The organism is Leadbetterella byssophila DSM 17132 (assembly GCF_000166395.1).
GTDB classification, from domain to species: Bacteria; Bacteroidota; Bacteroidia; order Cytophagales; family Spirosomataceae; genus Leadbetterella; species Leadbetterella byssophila.
Map to the genome: position 1 here is coordinate 3,342,146 of NC_014655.1, position 15,778 is coordinate 3,357,923.

At 39.6% G+C, this 15,778-nt stretch carries 16 protein-coding genes; 15 read left to right on the forward strand and 1 reads right to left on the reverse strand.

The annotated features are described in order from the left end of the window. The first annotated feature begins 39 nt into the window (after positions 1-39). The 5 genes from glsA to LBYS_RS14835 all read left to right on the forward strand — a co-directional run bounded on the left by glsA (position 40) and on the right by LBYS_RS14835 (position 5,434). Complete coding sequence (gene glsA / locus LBYS_RS14815; protein ID WP_013409659.1) at positions 40-852, forward strand: lyso-glycine lipid O-acyltransferase GlsA; 813 nt, start codon at positions 40-42, stop codon at positions 850-852. An 11-nt stretch (positions 853-863) separates the two neighbouring features. Beyond that, positions 864-1,826, forward strand: a complete 963-nt coding sequence (gene glsB / locus LBYS_RS14820) for a glycine N(alpha)-acyltransferase GlsB (protein WP_013409660.1) — start codon at positions 864-866, stop codon at positions 1,824-1,826. Further along, entirely contained in the window at positions 1,823-3,055 is a 1,233-nt protein-coding gene (locus LBYS_RS14825; protein ID WP_013409661.1) for a cation:proton antiporter, read from the forward strand. The genes glsB and LBYS_RS14825 overlap by 4 nt, the downstream gene beginning before the upstream one ends. A gap of 3 nt (positions 3,056-3,058) precedes the next feature. After that, positions 3,059-4,699, forward strand: a complete 1,641-nt coding sequence (locus tag LBYS_RS14830; RefSeq protein ID WP_013409662.1) for a hypothetical protein — start codon at positions 3,059-3,061, stop codon at positions 4,697-4,699. 171 nt (positions 4,700-4,870) lie between these two features. After that, positions 4,871-5,434, forward strand: coding sequence for a glycosyl hydrolase 108 family protein (locus LBYS_RS14835; RefSeq protein ID WP_013409663.1), 564 nt, complete (start codon positions 4,871-4,873; stop codon positions 5,432-5,434). A gap of 23 nt (positions 5,435-5,457) precedes the next feature. Here the strand turns inward: LBYS_RS14835 and LBYS_RS14840 are convergent, their stop codons facing one another. Further along, a complete protein-coding gene (locus LBYS_RS14840; protein ID WP_013409664.1) occupies positions 5,458-7,059 on the reverse strand; it encodes an acyl-CoA carboxylase subunit beta in 1,602 nt (533 codons plus the stop codon). Positions 7,060-7,200: 141 nt separating this feature from the next. Here LBYS_RS14840 and LBYS_RS14845 point away from each other — a divergent pair, with 141 nt between their 5' ends. The 10 genes from LBYS_RS14845 (at position 7,201) to mnhG (ending at position 15,641) form a co-directional block, all read left to right on the forward strand. Further along, positions 7,201-8,319 carry an acyl-CoA dehydrogenase family protein gene (locus LBYS_RS14845; protein ID WP_013409665.1) on the forward strand — a complete coding sequence of 373 codons (1,119 nt, stop codon included), beginning with the start codon at positions 7,201-7,203 and terminating at the stop codon, positions 8,317-8,319. Between the two features lie 3 nt (positions 8,320-8,322). Then, complete coding sequence (locus tag LBYS_RS14850) at positions 8,323-9,165, forward strand: hydroxymethylglutaryl-CoA lyase (protein WP_013409666.1); 843 nt, start codon at positions 8,323-8,325, stop codon at positions 9,163-9,165. Beyond that, positions 9,155-9,835 carry an enoyl-CoA hydratase-related protein gene (locus LBYS_RS14855; RefSeq protein ID WP_013409667.1) on the forward strand — a complete coding sequence of 227 codons (681 nt, stop codon included), beginning with the start codon at positions 9,155-9,157 and terminating at the stop codon, positions 9,833-9,835. Before LBYS_RS14850 ends, LBYS_RS14855 begins: the two co-directional genes overlap by 11 nt. A gap of 126 nt (positions 9,836-9,961) precedes the next feature. Beyond that, positions 9,962-12,271, forward strand: a complete 2,310-nt coding sequence (gene mbhE / locus LBYS_RS14860) for a hydrogen gas-evolving membrane-bound hydrogenase subunit E (RefSeq protein WP_013409668.1) — start codon at positions 9,962-9,964, stop codon at positions 12,269-12,271. Continuing rightward, positions 12,268-12,681 carry a Na+/H+ antiporter subunit B gene (locus LBYS_RS14865; RefSeq protein WP_013409669.1) on the forward strand — a complete coding sequence of 138 codons (414 nt, stop codon included), beginning with the start codon at positions 12,268-12,270 and terminating at the stop codon, positions 12,679-12,681. Before mbhE ends, LBYS_RS14865 begins: the two co-directional genes overlap by 4 nt. A gap of 1 nt (position 12,682) precedes the next feature. Continuing rightward, on the forward strand, positions 12,683-13,039 hold the full coding sequence (locus LBYS_RS14870; RefSeq protein ID WP_013409670.1) for a Na+/H+ antiporter subunit C: 357 nt from the start codon (positions 12,683-12,685) through the stop codon (positions 13,037-13,039). Further along, the gene (locus tag LBYS_RS14875) at positions 13,036-14,535 is read left to right on the forward strand and encodes a proton-conducting transporter transmembrane domain-containing protein (protein WP_013409671.1); all 1,500 of its coding nucleotides are present in this window, start codon (positions 13,036-13,038) and stop codon (positions 14,533-14,535) included. The genes LBYS_RS14870 and LBYS_RS14875 overlap by 4 nt, the downstream gene beginning before the upstream one ends. Positions 14,536-14,557: 22 nt before the next feature. Further along, positions 14,558-15,016: a Na+/H+ antiporter subunit E gene (locus LBYS_RS14880; RefSeq protein ID WP_229310428.1), complete on the forward strand. Its 459-nt coding sequence runs from the start codon at positions 14,558-14,560 to the stop codon at positions 15,014-15,016. Beyond that, positions 15,013-15,279 carry a monovalent cation/H+ antiporter complex subunit F gene (locus tag LBYS_RS14885; protein ID WP_013409673.1) on the forward strand — a complete coding sequence of 89 codons (267 nt, stop codon included), beginning with the start codon at positions 15,013-15,015 and terminating at the stop codon, positions 15,277-15,279. The genes LBYS_RS14880 and LBYS_RS14885 overlap by 4 nt, the downstream gene beginning before the upstream one ends. Further along, complete coding sequence (mnhG, locus tag LBYS_RS14890; protein ID WP_013409674.1) at positions 15,276-15,641, forward strand: monovalent cation/H(+) antiporter subunit G; 366 nt, start codon at positions 15,276-15,278, stop codon at positions 15,639-15,641. Before LBYS_RS14885 ends, mnhG begins: the two co-directional genes overlap by 4 nt. Positions 15,642-15,778: the final 137 nt, after the last annotated feature.

Below are 15,778 nucleotides of genomic sequence, written 5' to 3' on the forward strand. Positions count from 1 at the left end.
ACTTTTGGGGTTTTTTAGAATGGGCAGAACAGGATTTAGATGGAAAAGTATATTGTGATTCGGGAGGTTATTAAGAAAAAGAACCCTGCATTATTGAAATGGCTACCCGGACCCTTATTACGTTATGTTGAGCGTATCGTGCATGAGGACGATATTAATGAGGTAATGGCTAATATCGGTCATTTAGAGGGCTTAGATTTTGTAGACGCCTTAATCACACAGGAACTGAACGTCAAGGTGATCTTGAAGGGAGAGGAGAATATTCCCGCCATAGGAGGTGCCGTATTTGCATCTAACCATCCATTAGGAGGTTTAGATGGCATAGCTTTTATGCATGCATTAGGAAGGTATAGAAAAGATATCAAGTTCCTGGTGAATGATATTTTAATGAACATAAAGAATCTGGGGCCTTTGTTTATTCCTATTAATAAGCATGGAAAACAGGCCAGAGATGCCATGAAATTGATAGACGAAACCTATGCCAGTGATCAAGCCATGTTAGTGTTTCCGGCGGGCTTGGTTTCAAGGAAGAGGAAGAATGGGGTGATTAAGGATTTGGACTGGAAAAAGAGTTTCGTTACTAAAGCAAGAAAATTCAAAAAAGTAATTATTCCCGTTTACATAGAGGGGCGTAATTCAGACTTTTTTTATAATTTAGCGAGATTTCGTCGCAATATAGGAATAGGTGTAAATATTGAGATGTTTTACCTGGCAGACGAAATGTTTTCACAACGCAACAAGACCGTAACTATCCACATTGGGAAGCCTATCCCTTACGAAGAATTAAATGACAGTCGCTCTGACCAAGAGTGGGCTGATCGAATCAAAGACATTGTTTATGCTATGGCATAACTTGAACATATATGCAGGAGATTTTAGCGCCGATTGATAGAGATATCTTAAAAAGAGAATTAAATGAGAGTACGTTTCTTCGATACACCAATTATGGTAATATCGAAGTTCATTTAGTTAATCACCACCGTCAGCCGAATACGGTGATGGAGATTGGGAGGTTGAGAGAGTTGACTTTTAGAGCTGCCGGAGGTGGTACAGGATTAGCCGTAGATATAGATGAAAATGATACCTGTGTAGATGCCTATGATCAACTGATTACTTGGGATCCTGAAGAAGAGGAGATTGTGGCGGGTTATCGATTGATCAGAGGAAGGGACGCCAGTGTGAACGCGCATGGAGTGTATAATCTCTCTACAGCACATTATTTCCACTTCTCTGAGAAGTTTATTAAAGAGTATTTGCCCTATACAATAGAACTTGGAAGGTCTTTTGTGCAGCCTAAGTTTCAGCCTGGGAAAGATAATAGGAAAGGATTGTTTTCTTTAGACAATTTGTGGGACGGTTTAGGTGCTATTATAGTGCTCAATCCGGATATCAAATATCTGTTTGGTAAAGTGACCATGTATCCTCACTATAATAAGGAAGCTCGGGACCTGCTATTGTATTTTATGAATCACTACTTCCCGGATCCTGATAGATTAGTGTGGCCTATCCGCCCTTTAGGGTTTACAACGGACTTAAGTGTCTATGATGGAATTTTCCATGGTTTAGATTATAAGGAAGGGTATAGAATTTTAAATTCCAAAATAAGGGCATTGGGAGAGAATATTCCTCCATTGATTAATACCTATATGGGATTATCTTCTACAATGAAATCTTTTGGAACCGCTGAAAATGATGATTTCGGTGATGTGGAAGAAACAGGAATTCTGATTACCATATCAGATATCTTCGATAATAAGAAAGAACGCCATGTTAGTTCCTTTGAACGGGACAGGCATTATGGTAAACCTAAGGTTAAGAACAAATGAAAAAGAACATCCCAGTAGTAAATATTATCTTACTGGGGTGTTGTTTAATTCCTCTTATTGAAGACTTTCGTCTATTTTTCCAGATCATTCTTATCATTTTTTTGACCAAATTATCTGGTAGTTTATGTAGACGATTAGGTCAGCCCGCTGTGGTAGGTGAGATGTTAGCGGGTATTTTACTTGGGCCTGTTTTATTAGGCGATTACAGTTATTTCCTTTTTCCTAAGGAATCTCTCCCAGAACTTCATTTGATCAGCCAAGCCGGTTTGATCTTATTCATGTTTATGGTAGGAATGGAGTTAGATATAGGCCGACTTAAAAAGAGCGGATATACCTCCATTATTATCTCTCACACAAGTATTATGGTGCCGTTTGTATGCGGTATTCTTATATCTTTTTATCTGTACCCCCGATTCTCCCCGAAAGAGGTTGAATTTTGGCATTTTGCCTTGTTCATGGGGGTGGCCATGAGCATTACGGCTTTTCCTGTACTTGCCCGGATAGTGAAAGAGAAGGGCTTGTCTAAGACTAAATTGGGGGAATTAGCTATCAGTTGTGCGGCAGTAGATGACGTGACTGCATGGTGTATGCTAGGGGCCTTAGTGGCATGGGTTCGTTCGGATTCACTGCTAGGCGTAATGATGATTATTCCGGCATGTGTACTGTTAATTTGGATATTAGTAAAGTGGGTTAAACCGAAATTAGCAGATCTGTTTTATGACGGTGTATTGAATGGCGGTAGAAGTGTATTGTTGATAACATTGGTGTCACTTTCTGCTTATATGACCGAATATATGGGGATTCATGCCTTATTTGGTGCATTTTTAGTGGGCATTGTCATTCCTGAAACTATTCGGAAGACTATCTTAAGTAAGATTGAAGATTTAACCGTTAAGGTCCTATTGCCTCTTTTTTTTGCCACTTCGGGATTAAGGATGGATGTAGAATTTATAGGGCTAGAATATATTGGGGGATTTGCTTTGATTCTAGCTGTAGCCGTAGCAGGGAAATTATTAGGCAGTAGTTTGGCTGCCAAGTGGTGTGGTTTGGATAGACAAACCAGTTACTCAATTGGAGTGCTGATGAATACTAGAGGCTTAATGGAGCTCGTTGTTTTAAATATTGGATTAGATTTAGGAATAATTCATGTGGAGATATATGGCATGATGGTATTTATGGCATTATTAACTACCATTATGACCACGCCATTATTAAAACTGAAACTATGAATCATGAAAACGCTACGGTGGGGGTATTACTTACTCTTAATTTTCCTGATAGGATATTATTACTGGGTACATCTAAAATATGCCATTGCATTTCCTATCAAAGACGAGTACAGAACCATATGCAAGGTAGTTATTGATTATCTACAAGTTCCTGGTTTTTGGGCTAAGTTTAAGGTTTTTCTTGTTAATGAAAACGAGAGTCTACAATTGGTGTTAAAACTGTTGAATATCGGTATTTTCACTCTCACAGGTTCTATTCCTTATACTCTGCTATCTTTTATAGGTCAATTGAGTTTGTTGGCCTTTCCTTTTATAATGCTGGACAAAAGGAACCCTTTTGCCTTAGGGCTCATCGTTTTGGTGATTTTTAATCTTCAGTATTATGTTTTATCCTTCAGGCACGATACCTCCTTTTATTATCATGTGGGCTTAGCGGGAGTGCTCCTTGCTTCCTATTATTATGTCCGTAAGGAGTATATAAAAGTGTTCTGGTTTTTCCTGTTAGGCATTTTTAATAATACGGCTGCAGTCTTGATATTGCCGGTTTTCTTGATTGACTTTTTGTTGACACAAAAAGGACCGTCCTTAAAAGTGATACTGGGTGGGTTGGTTCTTTTAGTCCTGGTTTTAGGAGGGTTTTATTTACTAAATCCCCATCTCTTTTACTTGCCAGAAAACGGCATTGTTACATTTAAGTCTTTTCTTATCATTTTAGGGAATTATGTAGATTTTCATTTTGGATATTTAAGAGAAAAGCCATATCTGTTCTTTGGAAGCTTGAGTCTTGTTTTTACTTTCTCTAGTTTCATCTTTTATCTCTTTGGTCAAAAGAAAACAGATTCGCAAAGGCTTTATTTTATATTGGGTCTATTCTTCTTCATTAGCCTTGTAGCTATAGCTTTAAAGCGAAGTTCTTTGTATCAATATCTTTTTACACTTTTAGATCCGAGATATAAGATTTTTACCTTTCCGCTTATCGTATTTTGTATCTTATTGTGGTGCGAAATGATAAAAACACCTCGATTACTTAAAGGCTTAGTATGGGTGCTTTTCTTGTGTCATAATATTCTAAGTGCCTTTAGGGAACAGGATGCTATCCGGTATTATGACCAGGCCATTAGATTAAACTCTGTATCTGTGCCCAGAGGGTATGATATGATGGGGCCGGTACATATAGATTTTGCAACAAAAATCTATGATGAAATGAGGCAATGGCATGTCCAACCAAAAATGTATGCAGAGGCTGTGACCTGGTATAAGTATATGGAAGATTACGTATTTACCGGGTTGGAGAAGAGATTTGAGGCTGTTTTGGATCAAAGTAGGATTTTTGATACAGGCAGATATCATACCGTACTGAATATAGAAGGGAAATCCATTGACAGAGAGGCTTTGTTGGTTCTCAAATCAGAGCAAAATACTTTCCTATTTGCAATAGATTTTTACTATCCAAAAGGGTATCTAGATTGGATTAAAACGGGTGAATACTGCAGTTCAGACTTTAATACCAGACTCTTTTTGTCGGTACTCGAAGAAGGAGAATATACCCTTGCGCTTTTTGCTCCCAATAAGGAAGTTTTAGTACATCCTGAGAAAGTAATCATTGACTCTAAAGTGCGGAATATGGTGGATGAAAATGTCTAAATTATTGATTATCTGGACTTACTTTTGAAGTGTGCATAGGTTTTTATATAATTTTGTAGTATCTTTGCGTTTTGTTTTTGAATTCAGGGCCACTTGAAGGAGAAAATTTAGGCCGGTCGGCCGACTGAAGGGATCATTTCCTGACAGGATTTTTCACTAAAAGAAATAAAGATGATTCGATGTTTCATTTTAGTTCTATTTTCATTTTCAGTCCACGCTGCCTCGTTTGAAAAGTATGCTCCGAAACTTCTTAAATTTGAAGGAGCAGGTTACGGGATACATAAACCACTGTGGGGAGACAAAGTCTTCTCAAAACAAGAAGCCCTCAATATTTACCGTAAAGAATACTGGAACAAGTATCACGGTAATCGTTTCAAAAGCCAGGAACTAGCAGAGGTTTTAATTGATCATTTAATCAATGCCGGAGAGGGTAAAGATTTTATGAACATTAAGGCTTTTCAAGCTATTATTGGAGTGGAGCAAACGGGAAAATTAAGTTTAGCTGATGTTAGGAAAGCTAATGAGTACCCCTATCCTGCTGAATTAGTTAATTCCTTTGTAAAGTACAGGGTCTTGTATTATCGCTCAAGAAAACTTGCACACAAGTATCCGGGTTGGGAAAAGAGAGCGAGATCCTTCTTTATAAACACGGACGAAAATGAGCTACTGGTATCAGATTATCTGCTGCCTGTAGATTTGGAAGAAAAGTTTGGGCATATCGCCTTAGCAGATTAAAAGGACGGCATTGCCGTCCTTTTTTATGTTTGCAGTACACCTACATTATATCTTTCAGTAATGGGAGAGTGATTCGCCGCCTCTATTCCTAGTGAGATGACTTTTCTAGTTTCCTCCGGTGCAATAACCCCATCCACCCATAATCTTGCCGCAGCATAATACGGGCTTAGTTGGGCAGAATATTGAGCTTCAATCTCGGAAAGTAATTTGCTTTTGTCAGCTTCTTCGAGGTTAATTCCTCTTGATTTAAGCGTGGCTTCTTTTATCTGCAGTAGAGTTTTACCTGCAGAGGCTCCGCTCATTACAGCCATCTGTGCGGTAGGCCAAGAGTAAATCAAGCGTGGATCATAGGCTTTGCCGCACATGGCATAGTTTCCTGCACCGTAGCTATTGCCCACTATGAAGGTGAATTTAGGAACCACAGAATTAGCCATGGCATTTACCATTTTTGCTCCATCTTTTATTATGCCTCCCTGCTCAGATCTAGAACCTACCATAAAACCCGTAACGTCTTGAAGAAAGACTAAGGGGATTCTTTGTTGGTTACAGTTCATAATAAACCTCGCGGCCTTATCTGCCGCGTCACTATAGATCACACCGCCCATTTGGAGTTCTTTGCTTCCTCCCGGTTTGGTAGCTTTGACGATCTCTCTTTGATTTGTTACTATTCCCACTGCCCAGCCGTCTATTCTGGCAGTACCACAGAGTAGTGTTTTGCCGTATTCAGGTTTATACTCTTCCCAGGTATTGGCATCCACTAATGCCAAGAGGATTTTACGCATGTCATAGGGGGCGGTTCTATCCAATGGCAGCAATTGATGTATCTCTTCCGGTTTAGTTTCTGGTGACTTTGACTCTTTTCTATTGAAACCTGCAGTAGGGAAATGCCCCATTTTATCCATCACATCTCTAATAGCATCCAGACAGGATTCGTCATTGGGGAATCTGGTATCCGTAACGCCGGAAATGACAGAATGGGTAGATGCTCCACCTAAGGTTTCCGCATCAACATTTTCTCCAATGGATGACTTTACAAGGTAGGGTCCCGCTAAAAATACTGAGCCGGAGTCTTGAACGATAAAGGCATAGTCAGACATGATAGGGAGATAAGCTCCTCCCGCTACACAAGCTCCCATTATGGCTGAGATTTGAGGTATCCCCATAGAGGACATTCTGGCATTATTTCGGAATATTCTGCCAAAGTGTTCTTTGTCCGGAAATATCTCATCCTGCATAGGAAGATATACTCCGGCAGAATCTACTAAATAGATAATAGGCAGATGATTCTCCATAGCTATTTCCTGGGCACGTAGATTCTTTTTTCCGGTGATAGGGAACCATGCCCCGGCCTTCACTGTGGCATCATTTGAGACGATCACGCAGAGTCTGGAGGAAACATAGGCTAGAACCACTACTACTCCGCCATTTGGACAGGGTTCATCGTAGAGGTCTTCTCCGGCAAACATGCCTATCTCCAAGTATGGCGTATCTTTGTCGATGAGGTATTCTATTCTTTCCCAGGCAGTTAGTTTTCCCTTGCTTTTTAGTTTCTTTATTTTGTCTGCACCTCCACCTTCCTGAAGTCGCTCTCGTTTTGCGGTTAATTGCGCGATTAATTCTTTCATTCTTATATAATTTACTTGGAGTCCTTTCGTTCCAAAAATATCACTTTTTTTAAAGAAAATATGAATTTTTTTAAGATATTTGACTTGTGAAATATTAGTATAGCAATATCATCAATAGTATAACAATATCATCAACCGACTATGTTTGAAACAGACCACATGAGCTTAATCCGGGAAAGTGCACGGGACTTTGCAGAAACTCATATTCGTAGCCATGTTATGGAATGGGATGAGGCTCAACACTTTCCTGTAGACTTATTTAAAAAAATGGGCCAATATGGTTTTATGGGGATCGTAATTCCAGAATCCTATGGAGGCGCGGGACTAAGTTATCAAGAGTATATTACCATTCTTGATGAGATTTCCAAAGTTTGCGGTTCTATAGGTTTATCCGTAGCTGCGCATAATTCATTGTGCACAAATCACATTTATAGTTTTGCAAATGAGGACCAAAAGAGATTTTACCTGCCTAGGCTTGCAAGTGGAGAATGGTTAGGAGCTTGGGGTTTAACGGAAACCTTTTCCGGTTCTGACGCCGGAGGAATGAGAACGGTGGCAGAGAAGGATGGAGATTACTATGTTCTTAATGGTTCAAAGAACTTTATCACTCATGCTATTAGTTCTGATGTGGCGGTGGTGATAGCAAGGACGGGCAAAGAGATGTCTGCATTCATTATTGAAAAAGGAACTCCCGGGTTTTCTGCCGGTAAGAAGGAGAATAAACTGGGTATGCGTGCTTCAGAAACGGCTTGTTTGTTTTTTGATAATTGTAGAGTGCATAAGGACCAAAGGATTGGGGATGAAGGTACCGGTTTCAAGCAAGCTTTGCAATTGCTTGATGGTGGCAGGATTTCAATAGCCGCTTTGTCCTTGGGTATTGCAAGAGGAGCGTATGAATGTGCCTTAAAATATGCGAAAGAGAGAGAACAGTTTGGAAAGCCTATTTTTGATTTTCAGGCCATTAGTTTTAAATTAGCAGAAATGGCTACAAAAATTGAAGCAGCAGAGTTACTATGTAGGCAAGCGGCTCATTTTAAAGATAACGGAGGAGGAAATGTGAGCAAAGCCGGTGCTATGGCCAAACTTTTCGCTTCCGAAACCGCAGTGGAAGTGGCTACAGAAAGCGTGCAGATTCATGGGGGATATGGTTATACCAAAGACTATCCTGCCGAGAAGTTTTTTAGAGATTCAAAATTATGTACCATAGGAGAAGGTACTTCTGAAATTCAGAAAATGGTGATTTCGCGTCATCTTTCCTAGAAGATGGATAAGGTCTTTATTACGGATTGCCCAAGAGATGCTCTGCAAGGGGTAGATACTTTCGTGCCTACGGAGGAAAAGGTCAGGCATATCAATACCTTATTAGCATCCGGTAGCTTTGATAGAATTGATTTTGGGAGTTTTGTCTCTCCAAAGGCGGTTCCACAAATGGCAGATACAGCAAAAGTGGCAGAAGCCATTCGTGATAAGAATGGCACAGAGCTTTTGGCTGTAGTACTAAATTCAAGAGGTGCAGAAGAAGGCTTGAATCATGAGGCGATTGATGTGTTTGGTTATCCTTTTTCCATTTCGGAAACCTTTCAAAAGAGAAATGGAAACAGCACTATCGGAGAGTCTTTTGATAGACTAAAGGAAATAACTCATGCCGTTCTGAGGAAAAATAGGAAGGTGGAGGTATACCTTTCCATGGCATTTGGGAATCCCTACAATGATCCCTGGGATAAGGAGATAGTTTTGAGCTGGATGGAAAAGATCTGGGATTTAGGAGTTAGTTCAATTTCCTTAGCAGATACGGTTGGAAATGCCAATCCTTCTTTAGTGAGTGAACTAGTAACTCAGATATTGACTATTCATCCTGACTTGCCTTTGAGCGTTCATTTGCACTCAGAACCCTCCCAAGCCACGGAAAAAGTGATGGCCGCATATTTAGCAGGCTGCAGGAGATTTGACGGGGCCATTCTGGGATTTGGGGGGTGTCCATTTGCGCAGAATGAGTTAGTAGGTAATATACCTTCAGAGGAATTATTAAGATTGTTTCAGCGTGCAAATGAGGATCAGATCTATAACCTGCAAGAGAGTTTTAAAAGCTTAGTTTATGTTCATTAAAAGCAAGAAGGAAGGGCAAAGATTTTATATCACCTTGTCTCGTCCTGAAAAAAGAAATGCCTTTACTCCCTTAATGATCAAAGAAATAGAGGCAGCCATTCATGAGGCAAATGCAGATGAAGAGGTCAAAGTGGTGATCTTAAATGCAGAAGGGCCGGTGTTCTGTGCAGGGATGGACTTAAAAGCTTTTAATGAAGATGCTTCTGCGGGCAATACTTCTTTAGGAGAAGTGATGAGTCAGTTAATAAAGCCTAGTATTGCTGTTTTAGAAGGGCCAGTTTATGCAGGTGGTTTCTTAATCATAGGAGAATGTACCTTTGTGCTAGCCAAAGAAGAGGTTACGTTTATTCTTCCTGAAGTAAAGTTAGGTTTATTCCCTTTTCAGGTTTTAGCTGGCTTATTAAGGAGTATGCCGGAGAAGCAGGCATTACAACTTTGCTTAGATCCCAGTCCATTTGATGTGCAGAAAGCACTTGAACTGGGAATAGTAGATTATATACTTATGGAGGATACATTGGAATCTATATTAGTTAGGTTCGAATCATTACCTTCTGCAGGTGTGAAGGCCGGGATAAAGGTGGCTAGAAGTTTAAGAGACGTTTTACCTAGCGAAAGATATTCTTATCTTTTGCAGGTGTTGAATGACTTTAAGATGAGGAACTCCTTATAATCCAATAAAATGGCGGAAAATGTAGACCAAAGAGCTGAATTAGGTGGATTGTATTTTTTAAAGAAATTATCTATAAGTCTCTACACAAAATAGGATAAAAGCTAAAAATGCCCTATTTTAGTGCTTATGCTAATATCTGTACTCCTTGGATTATTTGTAGCCTGCCTTCTTGTACCGTTTGGGCATTTTTTCAGAGATAGGAAAAGTTTACTTCTGGCTTTGGTTCCGGGAGTGATATTCCTGTATTTTATCCAAAAGTTGCCTGCTATTAGTAGCGGCCAAGTATTATTTGAGAGCAAAAACTGGGTGCCTGCATTAGGGGTTAATTTGGGCTTTCGTTTAGACGGTCTCTCCCTGTTATTTGTTCTTTTGATTTCGGGTATAGGTACTCTAGTTTTTATCTATGCTTCTTCTTACTTGAAAGGGCATCGTTACCTGGACAAGTTCTTTGGTTACTTATTATTATTCATGTCCGCGATGCTCGGACTAGTGCTTTCGAATAATGTTCTACTTCTTTTCATCTTCTGGGAGTTAACCAGTATTAGCTCTTTCTTTTTGATCGGGTTTAATAATGAGCAAGAAGATTCAAGAAGGAGCGCATTGACCGCCTTGTCTATAACGGGACTGGGAGGTTTGATTTTGATGGCCGGCTTAGTTTGGATGGGGGCCATTGCAGGATCATTTAGTTTTGGTGAAATCTTAAATCATGCAAGTGCTATCAAAGGGAGTAAATTCTATCCCTACATTTTAGCTCTATTTTTGTTTGGTGCTTTTACCAAATCAGCCCAATACCCCTTTCATTTTTGGTTGCCAGGAGCTATGAAAGCTCCTACGCCGGTGTCTGCTTATCTGCATTCGGCCACTATGGTAAAGGCTGGGATTTTTATCATGGCCCGTTTTACTCCTGTCTTAGGTGGGACTGAAATGTGGAAATGGACTTTGATGATAGTTGGAGGTTTTACTATGCTTTATGCTTCCATTTTGTCTTTGACCAAAAGGGATCTTAAAGGTATTTTGGCATATTCTACTATCTCCGCCTTAGGTATATTGACCTTCTTATTAGGTATAGGAACTTCTCACGCCATAATTGCAGCATGTGTTTTCATTTTGGTACATGCCTTATATAAGGCTCCCTTATTCTTGGTGACGGGGATAATCGACCATGAAACGGGTACACGCGATATTACGAAGTTGTCTGGCCTAGGTAAAGTCCTTGGACCGGTAGCATTAGCAGGTGGTTTAGCGGGTCTTTCCAGTGCCGGTTTGCCTTTTACGTTTGGATTTATTGGAAAGGATTTGATCTATGAAACTACACTTCATTTAGAATCAAAATGGGGATGGTATTTGACGGGTCTAGCCATCCTTACGAACGTGGGTTTAGTAGGTGCGGGACTTTTGGCCGGATTTAAACCATTTATGGGAAGAGTGAGGGAAGAGTTGAGAGGTGTACATATGCCTTCTCCTCTGATGTGGGTTCCTCCATTATTATTGGCCTTGCTTTGTGTTCTATTTGGATGGAATCCAGAGTGGGCAGGAGCTAATTTGGCTGAGCCTGCGGTTAAAGGCATTTTGCAAAAATACGTAGCGGTAGAACTAAAGGTATGGCATGGCTTTAATACTATCGTTATATTAAGTTTGGCTACTCTGGGCATTGGCGTCATACTTTTCTTGCTTAATCCGGCTAGGTTAAAATCCACTCCTTTAGTGAGTTTCTTGGAGTCTTTACGCCCGGGCGTGGTCATGGGCAGGATGTTTGTATATTTCAAGCGTTTCGCTACGGCCTATACGGATTATTTTCATGATGGATATTTACGGTCCTATATCATTAAAATGATCCTCTTTGCGGAGGCCTTACTCATTTATGAGATATATAGGGGTGGCCCTTTCACCATAGACTTTAGTAAGTTTTCTTCTATTCATGTATATGATGTGGCCATCATAGCTGTTCTATTGGGTGCATTATATAAGACATTGAAGACGAGTTCCAGATTAACCGCGGTGGTGTGTTTGAGTGTAATCGGATATGCTATATGTGTGCTTTTTGTGGTGTATAGTGCTCCTGATTTAGCTATGACTCAGTTTACCATTGATACCTTGACTGTGGTATTGTTTGTTTTGGTATTATATCGTTTACCACCTTTCCTGAAGTTCCGTTCTCGAAAGGTAATGTTGCGAGATGCCATTATTTCAGTGGTGTTCGGAATGTTGTTGTCTATTATTTGTCTTAGAGTATTGGTAGAACCTGCCAGATATAATATTTCTGATTTTTATGCAAAGTACGCCTATACCTTGGGTAAAGGAAGAAATGTAGTGAATGTAATCCTTGTGGACTTCCGTGGTTTTGATACCATGTTTGAGATTGTGGTGTTAAGTGTAGCGTCCATAGGGGTATACAGTTTGTTGAAACTTAGACTTAAATCCTCTGAAAAAGAATGAGAAGTACCATATTACAGACGGCTTCGCAATATTTGCTGCCTATCTTATTACTATTTTCCTTTTTCCTTTTGATCAGGGGGCATTATTCTCCGGGTGGCGGATTTGTGGGTGGTTTAGTAGCATCCATAGCCTTTGTACTCCATAGTTTTGCTCATGGTGTAGAGAATACCATGAAGATTATCAGATATAAGCCTTTGTCGCTTATTCCTATAGGTTTAGGGATGTCTACCGTCAGCATGCTACTGCCATTGTTCTTTGGTAAGCCGGTGATGACTTCCTTATGGGTGCCTACTCAAGTTCCCGTTTTTGGTAGTGTAGGTACTACTTTGCTTTTTGATATGGGCGTATATCTATTAGTAGTGGGAGTAGTATTAACCATTTTATTCACCATTTCTCTTTTCTCTGAATAACATGGAGCTATTGTTAGTTTTAACTATTGGGATTTTATATGCTTCCGGCATGTATATGATGCTAAGGAGGAGCATGGTTAAATTACTTTTGGGTATACTGCTTTTAGGCAATGCTACGAATATTTTGATCTTTCTATTGGGAAACTTGACGGCCGGGAAACCGCCGGTAATAGCACCCGGTTTAAAGGTATTCAATGATATTTATGCTGACCCTATTCCGCAAGCATTGATTTTGACGGCCATTGTGATCAGCTTTGGTCTTACGGCATTTGCAATTGTGTTATTAAAAAGGGTATATGTCTTAGTGGATTCTGATGATCTTGATGACCTTAATACTCCGGAAGAAGAAGATATATGACAGATAATACTATTATAGGAACCATTATTATCCATTTGCTAGCTGCAGTGCTACAATTGGCGTTTTGGAGGAAGACCAAAGCCCAAAGATACATAAGTGTGACTGCTGCTTTCTTGGGATTATTATCTGCTATTGCGCTCTTCTACAAGGTTTATCATAGTGGAATTTTGATTATGAATGCGGCCAACTGGCGGGCGCCTTTCGGTATCGTCTTTGTGGCAGATTTGTTTAGCAGTTCCTTGGTCTTGATTACTGCCTTGGCTTCATTAGCGGTGTCAGTATTCTCTGCGGCGGGTATAAACCGTGCTCGGATGTTATACGGTTACTTCCCCATTTTTCATTTCCTAGTCATGGGATTGAACGGGGCTTTTTTGACCGGTGATATCTTTAATCTATACGTTTGGTTTGAGGTAATTATCATCTCTTCTTTCGTATTAATGACGCTAGGAGGAAGAAAAGCGCAATTAGAAGGAGCTGTTAAGTATATGGCCCTGAATATTTTAGCATCTACATTCTTCCTTACGGGTATAGGTATTATGTACGGAATTACGGGGTCATTGAATATGGCTGACTTGGCTTTGCGTATGCCTAGGGTACAAAATCAGTCTTTGGTACATCTCTGTTCCATCTTCTTTCTTCTAGGTTTTGGAATAAAATCTGCGGTGTTTCCTCTTTATTTCTGGTTGCCTTCATCTTACCATACTCCACCTTCAGCTGTTGCCGCCACCTTTGGAGGTTTATTGACGAAGGTAGGTATCTACGCTATGTTCAGGGTGTTTACTTTGATCTTTACACCTGACGATGATCTGAAAAACTTACTGATAGTTTTGGCTATATTCACCATAGTCACCGGGATGTTTGGGGCATTGATCAAAGATAATATAAGGAGGTTTTTCTCTTCTTTGATCGTATGTCATATAGGATTTATGGTAGGAGGGCTGGGTATGTATACAAAAGTGGCGATGATGGGAGCAGTATTCTATCTCTTCCATGATATTTTGGTGAAGACAAATATGTTCTTGATTGCAGGCTTGATCCGTTTGTTAAGAGGAAGTATGAATATCAAATTGCTTGGAGGTATTTATAGGGAGTATCCAAAGATCTCTTTGGTCATAGCATTGGTTTTATTCTCTTTGGTAGGTATTCCTCCACTGTCTGGTTTTTGGCCAAAGATCTATTTGTTGGAAGCCGGCTTTGATACAAAAAGTTATGTATTATCCGGAGCCATCATCATAGGTAGTTTCATTACCTTATTTGTAATTGCCCGAATGTGGTCTGAGGTATTTTGGAAAGAGGCAAGTGCTGATGAGCGAATTCAAGATACCTTTAAGGCGATGTCTCCAACTAAAAAATTATTGTTGGTTTCTCCTGTGGTAATGTTGTGTATCTGTAGCGTACTAATAGGACTGGACGCGCAGTTTATTATTGAGGTGGTAGATAGGATTACGGATGAAATGATAAATACTGCACCGTACATACGGGCGGTTTTAGGATAAGGATATGGTTAAACAATTTTTGATGAACCTTTTGCTGTCCTTTATTTGGGTGGCACTGACGGGTACCTTGTATTACTCCAACTTCCTATTTGGCTTCATGATAGGGTTTGCTATTCTGTGGGTAATGAACAGAACAGAGGAGGATCAGCGTTATTTTACAAGGGTTCCAAAGACCATTTACTTATTGTTTTACTTTGTTTATGAATTGATCAAGGCGAATATTCAGGTGGCGTATGATGTTATTACACCCAAGTACTTCTTTAAACCGGGCATAGTAAAATATCCTATGAGTGCCAGGACGGACTTGGAGATTAATTTGCTCTCTACAGTCATCTCTTTGACTCCGGGTACCTTGATTTTGGATATAAGTGAAGACAAGAAGACTTTATATATACATGTAATGTATTTAAAGGATAAAAGCAGCTTTATCAAGCAAACAAAGAACGGGATTGAAAAACGATTACTAGAAATATTAAGATGACATTAATCAATTATTTGGACTACGTAATCATACCCATTTTATCGGTATCTATGATCATTACCTTTATACGTCTTATTCGAGGACCGAGGGTAGTGGACAGGGTAATAGCTTTGGATTTAATTATCACCATAGGTATAGGTTTTATTACCGTATTTAGTATCAGGAGTGGGAAAGAACTATTCATGGATGTAGCCATGATCTTGGCTCTTATAGCCTTCTTAGGTACTGTAGCCTTCTCCTATTATTTAGAAAAGAAAACATGAAAGAAATAGTACTCATCTTCCTCACTACTATAGGTGCCTTATCCATCCTTTTTGCCTCCATAGGTATTTTAAGGATGCCGGATTTCTTTTTACGATTATCTGTAACCGTGAAAGCGTCCACCTTAGGAGTGGGGCTTTTATTAATGTCTGCGGCAATGGTTTTTCCGGAGGTTTTTGTGACAACCAAAGCCATTGCCATTGGATTCTTTTTGCTTCTCACTAGTCCGGTTGCGGCGCATATGATTGGTAGGGTATCCTATTTATCCGGAATAGCTTTGTGGGCAGGAACCCAATTAGATGAATTAGACGGGATGTATGATGATGAACATAATCTAAAAAGTCACGCTGATGAAATGAATTGAGGGCTGAAGAGCCCTTTTTTTATTCATTAATTTTGGCTAAATATAAATTAAAATGTACTTAAAATATTTATAATAAGGCTTGTACATTGAAAAAAGTAACTTATATTTACCTAACCACATTAATTCATTCAACATTT